This window comes from Methylobacterium symbioticum, from assembly GCF_902141845.1.
GTDB lineage: Bacteria > Pseudomonadota > Alphaproteobacteria > Rhizobiales > Beijerinckiaceae > Methylobacterium > Methylobacterium symbioticum.
This window is the reverse complement of sequence record NZ_CABFPH010000019.1, coordinates 38,632-56,911: the sequence shown is the minus strand read 5'-3', so window position 1 is coordinate 56,911 and position 18,280 is coordinate 38,632. Positions and strand designations below refer to the sequence as shown.

At 64.1% G+C, this 18,280-nt stretch carries 15 protein-coding genes and 2 pseudogenes; 12 read left to right on the top strand and 5 right to left on the bottom strand.

Annotation, left to right across the window (positions count from 1 at the left end; genetic code table 11):
- Positions 1-542: 542 nt before the first annotated feature.
- From MET9862_RS09210 to MET9862_RS09155, 12 genes and pseudogenes are all read left to right on the top strand, one after another.
- Positions 543-1,862, top strand: coding sequence for an MFS transporter (locus MET9862_RS09210; RefSeq protein WP_142582707.1), 1,320 nt, complete (start codon positions 543-545; stop codon positions 1,860-1,862).
- Between the two features lie 97 nt (positions 1,863-1,959).
- On the top strand, positions 1,960-2,862 hold the full coding sequence (locus tag MET9862_RS09205) for a 5-oxoprolinase subunit B family protein (protein ID WP_306438898.1): 903 nt from the start codon (positions 1,960-1,962) through the stop codon (positions 2,860-2,862).
- Positions 2,862-3,896: a 5-oxoprolinase subunit C family protein gene (locus MET9862_RS09200; protein WP_142582706.1), complete on the top strand. Its 1,035-nt coding sequence runs from the start codon at positions 2,862-2,864 to the stop codon at positions 3,894-3,896. The genes MET9862_RS09205 and MET9862_RS09200 overlap by 1 nt, the downstream gene beginning before the upstream one ends.
- A gap of 1,520 nt (positions 3,897-5,416) precedes the next feature.
- A complete protein-coding gene (locus MET9862_RS09195; RefSeq protein WP_142582705.1) occupies positions 5,417-5,902 on the top strand; it encodes an Hsp20 family protein in 486 nt (161 codons plus the stop codon).
- A gap of 92 nt (positions 5,903-5,994) precedes the next feature.
- The gene (locus MET9862_RS09190) at positions 5,995-6,519 is read left to right on the top strand and encodes an Hsp20/alpha crystallin family protein (RefSeq protein ID WP_142582704.1); all 525 of its coding nucleotides are present in this window, start codon (positions 5,995-5,997) and stop codon (positions 6,517-6,519) included.
- Positions 6,520-6,636: 117 nt separating this feature from the next.
- Positions 6,637-7,038: a hypothetical protein gene (locus MET9862_RS09185; RefSeq protein ID WP_142582703.1), complete on the top strand. Its 402-nt coding sequence runs from the start codon at positions 6,637-6,639 to the stop codon at positions 7,036-7,038.
- A 15-nt stretch (positions 7,039-7,053) separates the two neighbouring features.
- Positions 7,054-7,398 (top strand): hypothetical protein, encoded by a 345-nt coding sequence (locus MET9862_RS09180; RefSeq protein ID WP_142582702.1) that lies wholly within the window; start codon positions 7,054-7,056, stop codon positions 7,396-7,398.
- A 31-nt stretch (positions 7,399-7,429) separates the two neighbouring features.
- Entirely contained in the window at positions 7,430-8,179 is a 750-nt protein-coding gene (locus MET9862_RS09175) for an NADH dehydrogenase ubiquinone Fe-S protein 4 (protein WP_142582701.1), read from the top strand.
- 149 nt (positions 8,180-8,328) lie between these two features.
- Positions 8,329-8,682: an SPW repeat domain-containing protein gene (locus MET9862_RS30610; protein WP_368773568.1), complete on the top strand. Its 354-nt coding sequence runs from the start codon at positions 8,329-8,331 to the stop codon at positions 8,680-8,682.
- On the top strand, positions 8,676-8,972 hold the full coding sequence (locus MET9862_RS09165; protein WP_142582699.1) for a hypothetical protein: 297 nt from the start codon (positions 8,676-8,678) through the stop codon (positions 8,970-8,972). Before MET9862_RS30610 ends, MET9862_RS09165 begins: the two co-directional genes overlap by 7 nt.
- A gap of 139 nt (positions 8,973-9,111) precedes the next feature.
- Entirely contained in the window at positions 9,112-9,579 is a 468-nt protein-coding gene (locus MET9862_RS09160; RefSeq protein ID WP_185156810.1) for a phosphate-starvation-inducible PsiE family protein, read from the top strand.
- 171 nt (positions 9,580-9,750) lie between these two features.
- Positions 9,751-10,241: pseudogene (locus tag MET9862_RS09155) on the top strand (IS3 family transposase); the annotation flags it as partial.
- 462 nt (positions 10,242-10,703) lie between these two features.
- Here the strand turns inward: MET9862_RS09155 and MET9862_RS09150 are convergent.
- The 5 genes and pseudogenes from MET9862_RS09150 to MET9862_RS09135 form a co-directional block, all read right to left on the bottom strand.
- Complete coding sequence (locus MET9862_RS09150) at positions 10,704-11,273, bottom strand: SLATT domain-containing protein (RefSeq protein ID WP_099954284.1); 570 nt, start codon at positions 11,271-11,273, stop codon at positions 10,704-10,706.
- Between the two features lie 8 nt (positions 11,274-11,281).
- On the bottom strand, positions 11,282-11,953 hold the full coding sequence (locus MET9862_RS09145; RefSeq protein ID WP_123834322.1) for a nucleotide-binding domain-containing protein: 672 nt from the start codon (positions 11,951-11,953) through the stop codon (positions 11,282-11,284).
- 300 nt (positions 11,954-12,253) lie between these two features.
- Positions 12,254-13,282 carry an IS110 family RNA-guided transposase gene (locus MET9862_RS30000; RefSeq protein ID WP_142582719.1) on the bottom strand — a complete coding sequence of 343 codons (1,029 nt, stop codon included), beginning with the start codon at positions 13,280-13,282 and terminating at the stop codon, positions 12,254-12,256.
- 228 nt (positions 13,283-13,510) lie between these two features.
- A pseudogene (locus MET9862_RS29995) lies at positions 13,511-13,978 on the bottom strand (SMODS domain-containing nucleotidyltransferase); the annotation flags it as partial.
- A gap of 543 nt (positions 13,979-14,521) precedes the next feature.
- A complete protein-coding gene (locus tag MET9862_RS09135) occupies positions 14,522-18,256 on the bottom strand; it encodes a DEAD/DEAH box helicase (protein ID WP_051475892.1) in 3,735 nt (1,244 codons plus the stop codon).
- Between the last annotated feature and the right edge of the window lie 24 nt (positions 18,257-18,280).

The following is an 18,280-nucleotide window of genomic DNA, read 5'->3' as shown; positions in this document are numbered from 1 at the left end:
AACGAAGGATTCCGCATGGTCGCGCGCCCGGCGTCCGAACCGCTCGGAGAGGTGGGCACTCTCGCGCCTGTCTCGGCATCGGCCTGATTCGGCTGCGTTTTCTCTGGGCTACGCGGTGCCGGGGCGCCCAGCCGGGTCTCTGCCTGGTGGATCGACGGGGATCCGTGAGGTGCTCCTCCGAGGCCGTCGGAGGCAGGTCGCACCGGGAGCGGGCAGCCCTGCCCATGGGATCGGCAGGGGCCCCGTCCATTCACGAAAATTCTGATCGCTCAGGCGCAAGGACGAGCCGCTATGCGCCCACCGCGCATCGCTTATCGTTGCGCAGATCCACCCGGCGCAAGCCGACGAACTCTGATGATCCTTGGCAAGATCAGTCTTGCAGGGACATGGTTTCGGAGTGGTAATCTGGTGACGGAGTGCAATCGCAGCGTCTTCGCTGCGAGGGCGGCCGGATCTGGTGCGGCGGGATCAGGATATTGCTCGGGCTCATCAGGAGATCCGCCCGGAACACCTCTCGAATGACTGCGACTCAGGGGGCCGACATGCAAAACGTGCACATCGCCGATCTGGCTATACCGGACATCGTGACGGAGACGCCCGAACGCGTCGGCAAGCGAGCTGCCGTCGCGGCGGCCACCGGAACCGCGATCGAGTATTACGAGTTCGGCGTCTACGGTTTCATGGCGGCCTTCCTCGGCCCGCTCTTCTTCCCGAGCAGCGATCCGACGGCGGCCCTGCTCTCGACGCTGGCGGTCTTCGGTAGCGCCTTCCTGGTCCGGCCCGTGGGCGGGATCCTGCTCGGCCGGCTCGGCGACCGCTTCGGGCGCAGGGTCGTCCTGCTCACCACCATCATCGGCATGGGCGTGGCGACCGTCGCGATCGGCCTCCTGCCGACCACGGCACAGGTCGGACTGCTCGCTCCGGCTCTCCTCGTCCTGGCGCGGCTGGCGCAGGGCTTCTTTGCCTGCGGCGAGGTCGTGGGCTCGGCGGCCTTCGTGGCCGAATCGGCGCCTCGCGGCCGTCGCGGCTTCTTCGGCGCCTTCACGCCGGTGGGCGTGGCGCTCGGCGGCGCCCTGGCGGCGACCGTGTGCGGGATCACCACCTACTGCCTCACCCCGGCGCAGATGGCGGAATGGGGCTGGCGCGTGCCCTTCCTGCTCGCGCTGCCGCTCGTGGTGTTTTCGGGCCTGATGCGGCACAACTTGGAGGAGACGCCCGCCTTCCGGCGCTTCCTCGCCAAGGGCCAGCCGCCCAAGGCGCCGGTGCGTGACGTGCTCGCCACCCAACTCGGCTCGGTGCTCAAGGTCGTGCTGATCGCGGGCGGCCAGAACGTCGGCTACTGGGTCGGCCTCGTCTTCATGAACCTCTACCTGACTGCGCATCTCGGATACCCCAAGACGCAGGTCTACTGGATCATGGCCGCCATCGGCGTGATCGTCGCCACGATGATGCCCTTCTGGGGCGGCCTCTCGGACCGCTGGGGGCGTCGCAAGGTGCTGGGGATCGGCTTCACCGCCTACATCATCCTCGTCGTGCCGATGATGCTGCTGATGGCCCAGAACAACATCTGGCTCGCGGCCCTGGCGCTCCTGATCTCGGTCCTGCCGATGCCGATCGTCCAGTCGGTGGGCTACCCGACCTATTCGGAGCAGTTCCCGACGCCGCTGCGCTATACCGGCATGGCGATCGCCATCAATCTCGGCGCCATGATCGGCGGCGGGCTGACGCCCTACCTCTCCACCTGGCTGCTCGCCACCACGGGCAACCTGCTGGTGCCGGGCTTCCTCCTGGCCGGTGCGGCGGCGATCGCGCTCGCGACCTTGAGCTGCCTGCCGGAGACCGCTCAGGACGATCTCGCCTGACGGCGGGCTCCCCTTCGGCCTCGATCGCGGCGCGGGCCCTCACGAAGGTCCCGCGCCCCTCCCTGACGCAGATCCCTCGGCGATCCCGCGAGGCACCATGACGACCGTCGATCTGAACGCCGATCTCGGCGAAGGCTTCGGAACCGACCGCCGCGGCGGCGACGCGGCGATGCCGGACGCGCTCGGCGCCGCCGGGACCGCGCGGGCGGTGCCTGAAGCGGGCCAGGATCTGGATCAAGGCCTTCGCGGCACGAGTGACCTGGGTCCCACCGTCGCGGAACGCTCCGGTCCGCGCTTCCTGGATGCCGGCGAGGCCGCCCTCGTGGTCGAATTCGGGCAGAGCGTCGATCCGGCCCTGAACGACCGGGTCCTTGCGCTGGACGCGGCGTTGCGCGCCGCCCCGCCCGAGGGCCTGCGCGAGTGCGTGCCGACCTACCGCTCGCTGATGATCCACTACGATCCCCTCCGGGTCAGCCGCGCCGCCCTGGTGGAGGCGGTCGAGACGGCGCTGGAGGCCGGGCGGGCGGAGGCCCGCGCGGGCACCCTGTGGACGCTGCCCTGCTGCTACGAGCCCGGCTTCGGCGAGGATCTCGACGAGGCGGCCGACCGGCTCGCCCTGGCGCCGGACGCGCTGCTGCGCCAGCATGCGGGGGCCGTCTACCGGGTCTACATGTACGGCTTCGCGCCGGGCTTCGCCTATCTCGGCGGCCTGCCCGAGGCACTTGCGGTGCCGCGGCGTCCTGCCCCGCGCCCGCCCCATCCGGCCGGCGCGATTCTGATCGGCGGCGGGCTCTGCGCGGTCGGCACCTTTCCGATGCCGACCGGCTGGTACGTCGTCGGGCGCACCCCCGAGCGTCTCTACGCGCCGGAGCGTGCCGAGCCCTTCCTGATCCAGGCCGGGGACAGCCTGCGCTTCGAGCCCGTCGACGCAGCCGCCTTCCGGGCGCTCGAACGGCGCACGGAGGGCGGCGAGGTGGTCGCCCGCCGGGAGGCCGCGTGATGTCCGGGACGGCGGTTCTGCGGATCCTCTCGGTCGGTCCGGGCACGACGCTTCAGGATGGGGGCCGGCAGGGATACCTGCGCTACGGCATCACCGCCGCGGGTCCGATGGACCGCCTCGCGCATGCGACGGCCAACGGTGCGGTCGGATCGGGTCCGGAGGTCACAGCCATCGAGGTCTCGCTCGGCGGGATCGAGGTCACGGCCGAGGGGGCGCCCCTGACCGTCGCGGTCGCGGGCGGCGCCTTCGCGGTAAGCCTCGGCGGCCAGGCCCTCGTCCCGAACGTGGCGCTGACCCTGGAACCCGGCGCAGTGCTGAAGGTGCGGGCGGGCGCCGCCGGCGCGTGGTGCTACCTCGCCGTGGCGGGCGACCTCGCCGTCCCGCCCGTCCTCGGCTCCACGGCCACGCATAGCCGCTCCGGGATCGGTGGCCTCGACGGCCGGGCGCTGCAGGCGGGCGACGGCCTGCCGGTCCGGCCCCGCCCGATCACGGCCCTGCCGCCGAGCCGGATCGCGGCGCCCTGGCTCGACCGCGACCTCGACAGGGTCCGGATCCTCCTCGGCCCGCAGGCGGATTACTTCGACGCCGAGGCGCTGGCCGCCTTTCTCGCGACCTCCTGGACGGTCTCGACCCGCAACGACCGCATGGCCTGCTTCCTCGACGGGCCGGCCGTGCGGCATGCCAAGGGCCATGACATCGTGTCCGACGGGATCGCCATGGGTGCGATCCAGGTGCCCGGTGACGGGCGCCCGATCGTGCTGATGGCCGACCGCCAGCCGACCGGGGGCTATCCGAAGATCGCGACGGTGATCGGCCCCGATCTCGGCCGTCTGGCGCAGATGCGGCCCGGATCGCGCTTCCGTTTCACGGCCGTCTCCCTGGAGGAGGCGGTCGCGGCGCGACGCGCGGAGGCCGCGCTTCCGTTCAGCGCACCGACTCTCGAACCGGTGGTGCGCACGCACTTCACCTCGGAGTTCCTGCTCAGCCTGAATTTGATCGATGGCGTGTATGGCCAATCATGTGGCCAGTACTGAAGGGACTCACGCGAGGGCTTTTTTGGTTATCTCAGATCTATATGATCGGTAAATGGATCTCGATTGCTGTCTGATGTAAATCAGGCACGTCAACCGCATTGGCTTGTTGGGCGCGCTTCGGCACCTTGAAGCGAGGCGCCAACCGACAGCGCGCGTCCGGTTGCCGCCGACGAGACTCGAGCGTCACAGCTGGGTGGTATGACGACGTCGCGCTCTCAGCCTCATATCGCCGAGGGCGGCCTCGCCATCATAGCCGATCACGCCCTGCGTCGACCTTTTGAGGCCTTCACTGCCCGCCCGGAACCGGGGCGGAAGCCCGGACCGTGGTCAGGAGTCTTGCTGGACGTGCATCCAGTGCGAAAAAAAATCTTTGCGTGAGCGAAGGGCAACTGGCGCTTGTAGACTGCTGAGTGATGTCGAAATACGGACTGATTTCGAGCATCGTCGACTCTATCTCGGTGGTCATACTGCTGAATTCTCGAGATAAGCAGAGATTTTTGCCGAATTTGGCGTGGCTTTAGTCTGAATCTGGCTGCGCAACTCCCGCATACCCAAGCAGGCCACACGATCCGGAAAGCAATCTTGCCAATCAGCCTGCTCGAACAGATCGGGGGGATCGCCGCGCTTGCGTGTTCCGGTTCGACCATGAGCAGCAGCAGGCTGACATGCACCAGTGAGCTAGGCGCACGGGTAGACGAGCGGAACGATGTGCGCGAACCTGGGATCGTTCGAGATGTCACGGCCCGCAGGTCAGGGAAGCGCTCTTGAGTAAGCTAAGTCCCTGAAAATAACTATAGATCTGAAGATTGGCTGGGGCGCCAGAATACTCGGCCAGCGCCGAAAGCCTCACGAAGTCTTTGATGCCGCTCGTGTCGTGCCTGCGACGCGGCTCTTCCGTATGCCACCTCCGCGCCTCACAGCGATAGCCCATAGCGACAGGCGCAGCGCAGCGAGCATCGCAATCCGGCTCCAATGCCGATGGAGTTCTCATCCATCCTCATACAGCACGCCTAGGACGCGGCGGGCGGAAGCCATCAGCGGCACGTCGCCATGCCCTGCCACCTCCTCGGCCGCGATCACCATCGACGAGCCCATCCCGCCGATCGTCTCGAAACGGAGCGGCTGCCCTGTAAACCTCGGATTGTAGCGTTTGGATGAGTCCGCGGTGGTCGCGGGGCTATCGCATCCACCCTGGCCGGGGCGCTGCTGGAGATGCTGCTGGCGGCCTGCGAGGTCGGAATCAAGGTAGGCCTCAGCGGGCCGAGGCGGTGATTCCCGAACGTCGCGGAGCCTCTCGCGCCGCTGGCATGGCAGCGGTGCTCGGCCCTCAACATGCCAGCGCCCGCGCCATCCGACCAATCGTTCGAGGCGAGCTAAAAAATTTCATCACAGCTCTTGGAACCTGGCGCGGAGTGCCACGTTACGCGCGTGCGAGGCCCGAGATGGGCTCGCCCCATGGGCGCCGGCCACCCGGTGTCCGGCGTCCCTTGTAGTCACGTTGCTCATCGGAGGATGTGGTTATGAGGACCTACGACGTTGCGCCCCTATTCCGTTCCTCGGTCGGGTTTGACCGCGTCTTCGATCTTCTCACGCAGGCCGAACGGCCCGAAGCGTCAGCCGCCTGGCCACCCTACAACATCGAGAAGGTGGCTGAGGACGAGTACCGCATCACCATGGCGGTCGCCGGCTTCACGCCGGACGAGATCGAACTCACCCAGCACGACACCGCGCTTCTCATCTCCGGTCACAAGAAGGGCCAGGAGGGTGAGCGGCAGTACCTGCATCGCGGCATCGCCGCCCGCACCTTCCGCCAGACCTTCAACCTGGCTGAGCACGTGAAGGTCACGGGGGCCGCCCTGGAGAACGGTCTGCTCACCGTGGATCTCAAGCGCGAGGTGCCGGAGGCCCTGAAACCCCGCCGCATCGCCATCGGCGGCACACAGGCCGCCGTCGGGCAAGACAACGCCCCGACCCAGATCGAGGGCGAGGTGAATAAGGCCGCCTGAACCCTGGCAAGGAACGACATGTATCTCGCGCGGGCCCACCGACCCGCGCGGGAGGCCTCATGCATTCAACCATGCTGATGGAGACGAGAGCCATGAGTGTGAGAGATTTGATCCCCTGGAGCCGCAGCGCGAACACTCCCGTGCCGAACCGGATGCGGGACGAGCCCGTGAGCCCGTTTCTGACGCTTCACCGCGAGATGAACCGCCTGTTCGACGACGTGTTCAGCGGCCTCGGCAGCGGAGCGCTCTCGCCGGCGATGCGCGGCCTTGGCTGGCCAAGCGTCGAGATGGTGGAGACCGACCAGGGGTTGCGTGTCTCGGCCGAGCTGCCGGGTCTCGACGAGAAGGACGTCGAACTCACGATTGACGATGGCGTCCTGACGCTGCGGGGCGAGAAGCGGGCCGAGACGACGGACAAGGAGCGCGGCTACACAGAACGCTCCTACGGCCGCTTCGAGCGCGTTCTGGCCCTGCCGTTCGCGGTCGAGGAGGACAAGGCTGAGGCTTCCTTCAAGAACGGGGTGCTCACCGTGACGCTGCCCCGCGCGGCCCAGGCGCCGGAGCGCGGCCGCCGCATCGCGATCAATGGCGGCACGCCGCAAACGACGGCGCACTGATCGGAAGCCTCCCTCGAACAGAGAGTGAGAGGAACAACTGAACGCATGACATGGCGGCCGGCGCGGACCTGCGGGTCGCGCCGGCTGCTGAACCTTTGCTCAACCGAGGAGGGTCACATGCAGCAGATCGAGACAACCATCGAACGCCTCGGCCCCATGGCCACTGCCACGCTCAGAGCGTCGGCCGTGGATCCGTTCGAGGCATTCATCGCGCCGGGCGACGTGTTCCGGCACCCACGCGAGGTTCTGGCCTATCCGAGCCTATCGACGGCCGAGAAGCGGACGATCCTAGCCTCATGGGCGTCTGACGCCCGGGCGGTCGAGTCTTGCCCGACGCTGCGCTGCCTGCCGGGCTGCCGCGCGGAACCGGTGCCGCTCGACGAGGTGCTGGCTGCGCTGCAGGCACTCGACGGGGATGAATTGACGCGATCGACGGACGAGACGCCCCGCCGGCGCCCCCTCGCCTTTGCGCGCCGCTCGCCCCACGCAGGGCCAGCCTCCCAGCCCCGTCCGAACTGACATCGGGAGGGCCGGATGGCGACTTTCCACCTGAAGCGCGGGTCCTGGCGCTTACCCAGGCTGCGGTTCCCGCCGCAGATCGAGCCGCGGCCAAGCGCAAACCAGATGGTGCTCACGGACTGTCTCATGTCCACCGCCCTGTGCGTTGGCGTTGCAGCATTCCTGCCAGCCGCAGTCGCTCCCTGGGCCCTGGCCGCGCTGCTCAACCTCGCAGGCTTCGTCTGGCTCGGCGTGGCGCTCATGACCGCTGGCCCACCCTTCGGACCTAGGCATTCGACCGCCTGGGACGGCGCGCTGCTCTCATTTGCGACGAGCTTCTGCGTGCAGACCGCCGCGCGCCTCGGGCTCTTCGGCACCTGACTTGATCGACCCATCGGATTTGGAGGCAACCATGCAGGATCATGTGATTGGCATCGGACATAACAATCCGCCGGCATCGGTCGTGGCGCCGCCATGGCTCGCCGGTAGGCGAGCCGTCATCCGGCGTCGTGGGCGGCCCGTCGGAACAGCGGGCCGCGCTCACGCGGACGAGTGGATCCTCGTCTTCGAACGCAGCACACCGCCTGAGATCGATGACTTGATGGGCTGGACAGGCGGCAGCGATACGCTGGCAACCGAGGTTCGGCTCACCTTCGCCACCCGGGCGGAGGCCATCGCCTACGCGGAGCGCCAGGGGCTGGACTACGGCATCGAGCCGGAACCCGCACGGCCGGCTTCGGTGACCCTTGTGCCGCCGTGGCAGTGGAACAGGCGTCCTGCTCCTCCCAGTGGGCGGGCGATCAAGGCTGCGCCTCGGCGGCAGGCTGTGGATGCCCAGGTCGAGGGATCGCATGAGAGAGGAGGCCTGCCGGATCTGGAGCGCGCCCTGGTGAACCCGGCCGCTGTCTTCGCGACGCCGCGAGATGTCCTGAATCACCCGCGGCTGATGAACGGGTGCAAGCGCGAGATCCTACGTCGATGGGCATGGGACGAGTACCTCAAGGAATTGGCCTCTGCCGAGGGCATGCCGGAGGGCGAGCCTTCTCGTCTCGACGAGGTCAAGGCTGCCCTGCTGTGCCTTGAAGAGCAGTGGCGGCCTAAGCCATTCGCGCCGGCCGCGTGCGCTCCGCGCCTGTACGAGGTGGCGGAACTAGCTGCCTGAGCCTGGGTGCTCAGGAAGATCCGCTGAGGGAAGTCGCAGGTGCCGCCTGGACCTGCGCGGATGGTTAGACCAGTCTTCGTCGACCTTCCCTTCACAGAAGGAGGGTCAGAGTGGAAGAAAATCGGCAGGAACGACGCGCCGCGTCCAGCATGTTTAGCGGGTGTCTGGGGCTTATGCTGACCACGACGCCGTGGGTACTTAATGAGGCTGTCGATGCGCTGGTGGTCTGGAACAGGGTGTTCGGAGGCGCCTTGGTGATACGGCTGGGCTTCTCGGCCGCCATAGCCTTTCGCGCCTGGAAGGCACGGGGCCAAGCCGTCGTGGGTGCCTGGCTTCTGGCGGCGCCCTGGCTTTTCGCTTGGGGCGGCCGGTCAGCAACGAGCTGTGCGCACGTAGTCGTTGGGGCAGCAGCTGTCGTACTCGCGGCAGCGGGACTCAGGAGAGGCAAGGCTCGCCGGATATCGCCTCATGATCATTCGTGCCGGGCAGCGCAGCCATGCTGACCAGCTTCGTGCTCGCGAGCATCGCCGCGGGGGGGCTGATCGTCATGTCGGCACCCCTGGCCTTCCAGGGACTGCTCGACCTCCGCTACCCGCGGCTTCGCGAGGGGGCATACTATGGGCCGGTGCACCTTCTTCGCTTGCTGGACGCCGACGGCAAGCCGAAGCTTTCTCGGAGGGGCAATGAGACGGCGACCGGCCCCGAGACGACATCGGATCCACAGGGCTGGCACGCACAGGCCCCAGAAGCCTCCATCTGGCGGCAAGAGGCGTGTGGGCGAAGCCCGGCGTAGCGCGAACGGAAGGCCCTGAGCGTTGCAGGAGCAGGTGGGAGCCGGAAAAGTGGATGAACCCAGGATCGAAGCGACCGAAGCGCAGCGGAATAAGGGCCCAGCATTCTTCTCCCGGCACGTCTCGGCTGCGGCAGACACGCTGCGGGACACGCGCAAGGCTTGGCCAGGCCTGAGCCTCTACGAGCGCTTCGAGGAAGTCGTCGTCGTGGTGCTGACCGGCCTCATCGGGCTGATCATCGTCGCGGCCGTAATCAATCTCTGCTTCCGCGTGGTGCTCCTCGTCATCTTCGGCTTACTCGACCCGGCCGAGCACAGCGTGTTCCAGGCCGTGTTCGGAATGATCTTCACGGTGCTGATTGCCCTGGAGTTCAACCACTCGATCCTGAGCGTGCTGCACCGTCAGGAGAGCATCATCCAACTGCGCACCGTCATCCTGATCGCCCTGCTGGCGCTCGCTCGCAAGTTCATCATCCTGGATGCAAGCAAGACCGAGCCCCTGACCATCATCGGATTGGCAGCCGCCGTCATTGCCCTCGGGGCCGTGCACTGGCTAGTGCGGGACCAAGACCGCAAGGACACGCAAATGTCAGGCAATACTACTTCATAGCGAGGGGCGCCCTGCTTTGATGTCGTAGGATATTTGAAAGTTGCGGCCGCCAAGCCGAATATTCCGTGCCAATGGTGTCGGCGCGAAGAGTCTGAGAGGGTCGAGCGACCTGACCGGCTGGCTTTGGACCGAGCTGATTGAGAGGATCAGCCAGGACGGAAGGAGTCGGAGATGCGGCGAGGTCAGAAGACGAGCGCGGAGCAGGTGGAGCTGAAGCTGCGCCAGATCGAAGTGCAGACAGCGCGGGGCAAGAGCTTGGCGCTGGCGTGCAAGGCGTACGGCGGCCTCCAAGTCGATCAGGCTCGGAAGATGAAAGACCTGGAGCGCGAGAACGTCCGGCTGCGGCGGCTCGTGGCAGACCTGTCTCTGGAGAAGCAGGTGCTGGCGGACATCGCCTCCGGAAACTTGTAGCCCCCGAGCGACGCCGGCAGGCGGTCGACGACATCCGGAAGAAGTACGGCCTCTCGGAACGTCACGCCTGTCGGATCGTCGGCCAGCATCGGGGCCCACAGCGCTACGTGCCCACCGTGCCGGCCGATAAGGATGTGCTGACCCGCGCCATCATCAGTCTGGCGTCCGAGTCCGGGCGCTACGGCGACCGCCGCGTCACCGCGCTGCTGCAGGCGGCCGGATGGCGGGTGGGCAAGGATCGGGTTCAGCGCTATCCAAGCGTCGTGAGGGGAGATACGAGCGAGATCAGAGACTTAGGAGGCTTGGCTGGGGCGCCAGGATTCTCAGCCAAAACCGAAGGGGTACGACATCAAGGGGTTAAGCCCCCGATCACCCGTCTTGAGCGGCATCGGACCTAGGAAATGGACCATCGGATTGGACCCTGGTCAACGCTCGGTTTTAAGCGCTCCACAGCCTGTAGAAATCGGCGGCGGATCCGCAAAGCGCCGTAAGCCGACCTTCCGTCGGCAGGCGCCGAACCGCCGCTCTGGACCTGATACGGACCCTCACGACGTCCACCTCGGGGCATTCCACAGCGCCGGCTCTCTATGAATAGCTTACTTGAGAAAGTCCGTTTCGAATGGCCTCTGACAGTATATAGAATAGATTGTAGATCACGGTGGACAATAAGATTCCAACCGAACTGCCCGAATTAAGTGAAGAAAGCGACGTGACTATTTGTGCGCCAAGAGGTACAACCCGGCAGGCAGAGCCAAAGAAAAAATTACAAGAGCGATTCTCAGCGAAAGAGGCACCATATCCTTCCAAGTAAATTTTCGCTGCTCGTTAATCCATGCTCTCTCTTGCTGTGCGAAAAACTTGTAGTGTGTGAACCAATCGGAAAAGAGTATCTGCTTGCTGATTGATGCAGCATAGAAACTGCTCTCGAGTTCTGCGAGGCGAGCGTGGCTTTGCTCCACGTCAGAACCACCTTGGACTTCATAATATAAATCTCGAAGCTGGTTGTAAATTTGGGTCAGCTTCCGGCCAACCTCATCATATTCTTTACTTCGATAGGCTGCGATATAGACGTTGCACAGTCCAAGCACGGCCAAGCACGCTGAGGGTACCTTTGCGGAGAGGGGCTCCCAAACCAGCGCAAATATTCCGACCGCGCTTGATATGAAGCCGATCCAACCCGGCACTTTCTCGACAAGATCGAAGGTTGCAAAATGCTTCTTCGCGCCGAACCCTACGTTGTAGCCGGTGTTGGCTATCGCCTTAAGAAGACCAGCTCTGTCCACCGGATATCCTACTCGGTTATGGGAACGTGAATGCGATCTTTGGCGACGACGACGCCGTCTTTCACGGCGTAGCATTCTACAATATGGTCGCCCCGAAAGTTGGTCCTTTCTATCTTCTCCAGACGGCCGTCATCCGGTACGATCTCGCCTCGGATACAATCACGTCTCACGGCCGTGGGACCTCTATTGAGCACCTTCCACAGCAACGTGAAAGGCGGAGGTACGTCGGTATCAGTGACGAAGAATTTCAAGTCCTTCTTCGCCTGGAGAACGCGGCTCGCGGCAAGCAAGCTGCGTAGGAGGGATGGGCGAAAGCCATCCTGCTTCACCTCGCACTCCAGTTCGATATCGAAGCGGATATCGATTGGGTACATGTCCTCGATAAAGCGTTCGGTGTTTCGAGCCTCGTAGCCCCCAGACTTGAGAGCGGACTCGAAAGCCGAGTCCGCAGCCGTGGTTGCAACGGGTCTGGGCGGGAAGTTCGATCCGAAAACTTTGCGCCAGCGGTCGTTGCGGTAATCCTGTGTTTCCGCCTCGATCGCTTTCAAGCAAAGATCGTACGCCTTCCCTGCCTTTCTGCGAAAATCCTTCTTTACCTTGACACGCTGGCCGCTCCCCAGTGCGGCGTAATAATCTTGCTTCGGCTGATCCTTGAGAAATGCAAAGAAATCTCGGCTCATCCAGTCGTAATATAGGTAGCTCTTTCCGTCGTAAGCGTCAGTCTTGTGTGGATGGCTCCCGCATTGCAAGCGGCGAATTGAGCTTCTGACGCGTTGGTCGGGTGCAGTCTTGTGTCCGGCCTGTTGATGCAGTCGTTCATGTGACCGCTGGCCCTGATGGTATCCGCGAGCTGGGTCCCACTCTGCTTTGCGGGCTATCACGCCCTGGACTAGCGGCGGGGTGTCCCGGCTCCCGGGCTGACCGGTTCGCCATCAACTCTCATCGTCCTCGCAACCTGGAAAAGTCTCCTTGCCGTGCTGTCAGGCGGCCGCGGCCAGGGGTGCGCGGTAGGTGCCGCCGCGGGTCATGATCGCCCAGGCGACCCGCGCCGTGCGATTGGCCGCCGCAACGGTCACCACGCGCACCGGCTTGCGCTGCAGCAGTGCCGGCAGCCGCGGGTCGACCGAGGTCGGCGTCGCCTTCGCGCGCCGGATCAGAGAGGTCATGCCGACCACGAGCAGGCGACGCAGGTAGCGGTCGCCCATGCGTGAGATCCGGCCCAGGCGCTCCTTGCCGCCGCTGCAGTTCTGAAGCGGCGTCAGCCCTAACGAGGCGGCGAACTGCCGACCGGAGCGGAAGCGCTCGGGCTCGCTCACCGAGGCGGCCAGCGCGGTCGCCGAGACGATGCCGACACCCGGGATCGTCGCAAGCCGCTGCGACAGGTCGCTGTCCCGATGCCAGGCCAGCAACTCCTTCTCCAGCCGGGTGAGCTGGATCTGCACGGCACCGATCTGGTCGGCCAGCCCGGTCACCACGCGCTGGGCGAGCGGCGGCACCTCGGCCGCGTCTCCGGCCGAGACCCGGGCCGCCAGTTCGAGCGCGTGCCGCAAGCCCCGCGCCATCTCGATCCCGAACTCGGCGAGCAGGCCGCGGATCATGTTCACCAACTGCGTGCGTTGCTTGACCAGCAGATCGCGCGTCCGGTGCAGCGCCAGCGCCGCCTGCTGGTCGGTCGACTTCACCGGCACGAACCGCATGCTCGGGCGCGTCACCGCCTCACAGATGGCTGCGGCATCGTTCGCATCGGTTTTGCCGCGCTTGACGTACGGCTTCACGTAAGCCGGCGGCATCAGCCGCACGTCGTGGCCGAGGCTCATGAGCTCCCGGGCCCAGTGGTGCGCCGTGCCGCACGCCTCCATGCCGACCAGGCAGCGCGGCAGCTTGGCGAAGAACGGCACGACCTGCGCCCGCCTCAAGGCCTTGCGCACGACGACGTGCCCAACTGCATCGACGGCGTGAACCTGAAAGATGCTTTTGGCCAGATCGATGCCGACGGTGGTGATCTCCATGGGGATGGCTCCTGCATGAGCGTGGCTGCTGCTTTGACAGCAACCACATCTTGGCATCGAGATGCCGTCAGTCGGAGCGGGAGCCATCCACCCCATCTGCTTTAGAAAGTTGTAGGCGAGAGTGTCTATCAGCAACCCGCCCATCGCAACGCCATGCTTATTTTTCCAAGCGCGTGCCATCCGAGCCAGCCGACGAAGGTTGTCATTCTTCTGGGCGTTGAATTCCATCATAGCCTTGAGCTCATCTCGCGGCTTAGTAATTTTCCAACTTCCATCCTTGTAGCTATCTGGATATTTGTAAGAGTTATCACTCTGCTCGAAAACAGGCTGAACCTCGATATGGAAGTTCGAATAGAGCACACGTACCACGAGGCGATCGACTTTGACTGTCGTGGAAGGATAGCGGGCCTTTATGGCTGCTGCGCAGTCAGAGAGAAGCCGATACTGACCGCCGTCCTTATAGTCATTCCATGTTTTAGCCGGCATGATATAGAGCATGTCGAGATCGGAAACGCCTTTGATGGCCGTATGACGACCATAGGAGCCGACCTGCAGACTGTTTGCAATTTTTGACTCAGTGTCCCGGAATTTCTTATTCAGCGCAGCCGTGATCTCGCCGTAACGTGCCGAGATCGTCAGGCCGTTCGTAATCTTGATATTGCCAAGAAAGCTTCGAAATGCATCCGCAACGCTCATGGCGCATCCCAGCGAGGCCACGCCGAGCGCGCGACGGCACGATCTAACACTATGATGGATTATCGGACGAGCTGCTAACTTTACGAGTAGCATCTTGCGAGAAAGTTGTGGAATAGTGTCTGGAGGCGAGTATGGCTACGAGGTAGCAAGCCTCATGACCGCACGGCTAAATTTTTGGATTTGCGGCAATAAACGTTGCCTAACTCGCGGCGTCGGAATGTGTTACTGCAGAAAACACTTCGTTAAACCGGCCAATCTGTATCTGCGATCTGAGCGATAGAACGAGATGCAGCCTACTGGATGGCACGGTCCGATTGGGGTGCACTCAAATCAGACCGATTTCTACCGACTTGAACGTCTTCTCTCGACCACGACCCAGAATTTCACTCTCCACCTTGTCCGAATCTTCAGGTGAAACGGGTCAAATGTCCGCAAGGGGTTAGCAATTCGCATGTTGCTTGTTCGGCTTCGAGTCGGAAGCCGGCCTGCAATGCCTAACTAGAATTGGACCATCGCGGCTGGCTTACTCACGCGCGCTTCCAGCTACTGATTCACATCATCTGCGGACCAGCCGGTAGTACCCCGCTTTCCCAGCGCTACCCGACCCTGGATCTGGTTGGTGGAGGGCTCGTAGATGAATCCCGCTTGGCGCGATTTCAGGCCTAATAGCGTGCGGACCTCAGACGCCATGGCGACACGTAGCCCGTTCGGTGACGCGACACCGGCTTCGATCCGGCATTTACCCTTGCGAAGAGCCGCCGCCTCCTGAGCTGCCGCCATGACCCACACATCTTGCCGATCAGTGGCACGGTTGACGCCGTCGAGCAGGGCAACCAGTGGCGCAAGACGCGGTGGAGCAGCATTCGTTGCGAACGTGTAGAGGATCCCGATTCCGGTAAGCGCACAGATCCTAACATCCTCTGGGTGCACAGATTGTCCACTCCAGCCACACGTTTGGGCTTCAGCAGGTAGACAATATACTCCATGCGCGGCCCGCACGGCTTTCTCCTCCAGCATCAGCGCTCCAGAAACGCTACTCGGCACGAGGAGACGCTTTAACGCCCGGTGTCCCGTAACGACGCAACGGTCAAGCTCCGATGGAAGGGCGCGAGTTCCCGTGGCTGCGCAGGACTCCAGGATACCGGGACGAACCAGATGTCCCGTCACCCCGCACCGTTCGCCCTCGCTCGGGGCGAGGAGGGCTTGCGACTGGTGGCAGGCCACGAATTCGTCCTGATGGCCAATGCGCCCGGATACGGCCGACGACGCGGCCCGATCCTCTCGGAACAGCTTGCCTGACAGATCACTCGTCCGGAGCTCGCTTCGCAACGCTTCGTCGCCCGAGAAGACGCAGCGCCCGAAATAGTTGGCCTCTGCATGCTTGCCGCTGACTGCTGATGTTTTGAGATGGTCACGTCCTACGAGTTTGCCAGTCATGGCCGACCGCTCGACCTCATCGGTCAGGAGGCAGCGATTTGTCAGCGCACACCGGACCACGAACTCAGGCAGCGCCCGACGTCCATTAAGTTCCGACACCACCAAGCGATGCCGCAGTTCCCGCTTCCCGCTGATCGCGCATGCATCGAGGCAGGTCTCCGGTAAGGCCTGCTGATTAGGGCCGCATGATACCAGTGCCGGCGCCGCTAAAATGTGGCTAGAGGAGGGGACGATCGTCAGCTCATCTGCATAGCCGCCGTCGCCGACCCGGTAGCTGACCCGCAGCTGCACGTCCCGGAGAACAGCGCCTTCCGCGCCTGCCAGCACGAACGACAGGCGCGGTGTAAAATCCTCCTCCATCTTGGCACGCTTTCGGGCATCCTGGCCCGCCGAGGCCATCTCCTGTCCGCGCCGTTCCAGGTAGAAGCGCGTGAACTCCGCGATGCCCGGGTCCTGACGGGCCGCCTCCATGACTTGGTCGATGCTAAGCCCCAACGCATCGGAGGCTGCATCGAGAACCAGAGGGAGCGGAGCTAAAGCATCACGGGTAAATGAGAACTTTGCCCGATTGCGCGGTGCACAACGCACCTCGATCAGCCGCTCGTAGGCGTCGTGCGCAACGGTCGCCCGTACACGAACCAGGATAACCCCTTCGAACCAGCGGCGCGCGGCCGCGCTTTCCGTGCCGACCAGAGTCCCCCCGAAGCTTTCGACCCATTGTCTCGCCGCTGCATCTGCCCCACGCCGCGGATCCTCGTCGAGGTCACGGACCGCATAGCGGCCGCTGACCACCATCCGCTGTACCATCCGGCTGAAGGCAGGCGACCCCGGCTGGTAAAGCGAGGACCGCGTCCCGCTCATCGCGTCGCGCTCGAAGCGGATCACTTCCTGGCCGCCCTCATCCTCAACCGCGAACAGACGGTTGGCCAACGGCGTGACCCGCGCGCCGAGCTGGCCCAGAGCGCCAAGAGCAAAGGGCTGGTACTCCATCGAGCGCGTCTGCGGCGGCAGGCTTGGTGCCTGCGGCCCGACATAGCCCTGGCCATCCGTGTCCCCGAGCATCGCATCGATGCGTTTTTCTTCCTCTAGGAGCGCCTGCTTAGCCGCCGCGATGCTCTGCTCGGCCATTGCCACGCTTGCTTTGACGTCCGCGCCCTTGAGCGCTGCCACCACAAGTTCGCGGATCCGTTCTTCGAAGCCCGCGGCGCCATCCTCGCCCCCCACGGAGCCTTCCAGCAGAGATTCGATGTCGCCTATGGCGCTCGTCGACATTTGCAGCTTCTCCATGAGCCGCCCGACAATGTACTCCTCGAAAGTCCCCTGCAGCGTGACATTCAGAATGCTGACATGGGCGTGCTGGGATGCAAGCCGTTGTACCCGGCCGATGCGTTGTTCCACGATCATCGGGTTCCAGGGTAGGTCGTAGTTCACCAGCACATTGGCGACCTGCAGGTTCACGCCCTCTGACCCAGCCTCGGTCGAAACGATGACGCGGTAGCCGGGCGGATTGGCGCGGAAGCGTCCGATTGTCTCCTGGTTGCGCGCACCAGACGTGCCGTTGATAATCCCCACCGTCAGGCCGTGTCCCTCCAGAAACTCCTGGATGGTGGTCTGAGTCTCCCGCCGTCCCGTGAAGACGACGAGCCGCCAGCTGTCCGGATTCTCGTGTTTCAATTGGGTGATCAGTCGTCCGAGGCCATCTAGCTTCGCGCTCGTCGTCATGCCCCGCACGACTGACCGCACCGCGCCCGCGAAATCGGGCCCAATCGTGCCGTTGCGCTCCATGTTATCGAGCTGGGCGCTGAGCGCGTGCGGGCTACTTGTCAGCGCCTGGAGGATGCCGATCTGCGCCAGACGATTGAGCTTCTCGATACCCTTGGCGACGATTGCGATCAGTTCGAGCTCGGCTGGTGTCGGCTGCACCCGGTGCAGCTGCACTTTGCGGTCGGGGAAATGGAGCTTGGCGTCGCCGCGACGCACCCGAGACATGTAACCATAGACGATCGACCGGAACGCCTCGGCCGCCTCCGGCTTCAGCTGGCGTGCCTGCTCTCGGTCACCTGCGATGAAGCGCCGGGCAAACTGGCCTTCGTTGCCGAACGGGTTCTCGTGTCCTCTCGCCACGGTGAGCAGATCGACTAGCGAATAGAGGTCCCAAAGCCGATTCTGGATCGGCGTGGCTGTCAGCATCAGCACGAACCGGAACCGCCGCGCCGCTAAGGAACTCCGAATGACCTGCGCCACTTTGGGCGGCTCCGGTGTACCGTAGAGATTTCGTAGCTTGTGTGCCTCGTCGAGGATCAGCAGCTCGAAGCGATCGGCAGGAAGTTTCTCCAAGTAAAGTCGCGCTGAATTGTACGTTGTGATGATCGCGCCGACGCCGTCCGGGTTCGCGCTCAGCAGGTCACGGCCCGTTGCGACCTCGGCCGGAATATCGAACTTCGTTTCCAGTTCCTCCTTCCACTGTGGTCCAAGGAGTTTGGGGCAGACGATCAGGGACCGCGACAGCCGTGAACGCGCGATGAGCTCACTCATCACTAAGCCCGCACTAATCGTCTTGCCGAGCCCAACATCGTCCGCGAGCAGCGTTACAGGCAGGCGGCGACAGAAAGTAATCAGGTTGCTGACTTGATGATGGAACGGCTCGACCCGGTCACGCCACTGCGCTTCCGACTTCACGTCCTTGCGTGACTCAATCACGATCGGATCGGTCAGGTCCCATTCAAGGGCTGCCTTATAGATCCGATATTCCTCAGGCGAGCGCACCGCGCGAAGAAGCTTCGTCTGCCATTCTGAATCAGCGGTTATGTGCTGCAAGGGATTTTCCTTTTCGAAGCTCATAATGCCGGGACCAGGGAGGCTCAC

Excerpts from the sequence above, each read along its gene's own strand:
- MET9862_RS09210 (WP_142582707.1), top strand. The coding sequence starts at position 543 with ATGCAAAACGTGCACATCGCCGATCTGGCTATACCGGACATCGTGACG.
- MET9862_RS09205 (WP_306438898.1), top strand. The coding sequence starts at position 1,960 with ATGACGACCGTCGATCTGAACGCCGATCTCGGCGAAGGCTTCGGAACC.
- MET9862_RS09200 (WP_142582706.1), top strand. The coding sequence starts at position 2,862 with ATGTCCGGGACGGCGGTTCTGCGGATCCTCTCGGTCGGTCCGGGCACG.
- MET9862_RS09195 (WP_142582705.1), top strand. The coding sequence starts at position 5,417 with ATGAGGACCTACGACGTTGCGCCCCTATTCCGTTCCTCGGTCGGGTTT.
- MET9862_RS09190 (WP_142582704.1), top strand. The coding sequence starts at position 5,995 with ATGAGTGTGAGAGATTTGATCCCCTGGAGCCGCAGCGCGAACACTCCC.
- MET9862_RS09185 (WP_142582703.1), top strand. The coding sequence starts at position 6,637 with ATGCAGCAGATCGAGACAACCATCGAACGCCTCGGCCCCATGGCCACT.
- MET9862_RS09180 (WP_142582702.1), top strand. The coding sequence starts at position 7,054 with ATGGCGACTTTCCACCTGAAGCGCGGGTCCTGGCGCTTACCCAGGCTG.
- MET9862_RS09175 (WP_142582701.1), top strand. The coding sequence starts at position 7,430 with ATGCAGGATCATGTGATTGGCATCGGACATAACAATCCGCCGGCATCG.
- MET9862_RS30610 (WP_368773568.1), top strand. The coding sequence starts at position 8,329 with ATGTTTAGCGGGTGTCTGGGGCTTATGCTGACCACGACGCCGTGGGTA.
- MET9862_RS09165 (WP_142582699.1), top strand. The coding sequence starts at position 8,676 with ATGCTGACCAGCTTCGTGCTCGCGAGCATCGCCGCGGGGGGGCTGATC.
- MET9862_RS09145 (WP_123834322.1), bottom strand. The coding sequence starts at position 11,953 with ATGAGCCGAGATTTCTTTGCATTTCTCAAGGATCAGCCGAAGCAAGAT.
- MET9862_RS30000 (WP_142582719.1), bottom strand. The coding sequence starts at position 13,282 with ATGGAGATCACCACCGTCGGCATCGATCTGGCCAAAAGCATCTTTCAG.
- MET9862_RS09135 (WP_051475892.1), bottom strand. The coding sequence starts at position 18,256 with ATGAGCTTCGAAAAGGAAAATCCCTTGCAGCACATAACCGCTGATTCA.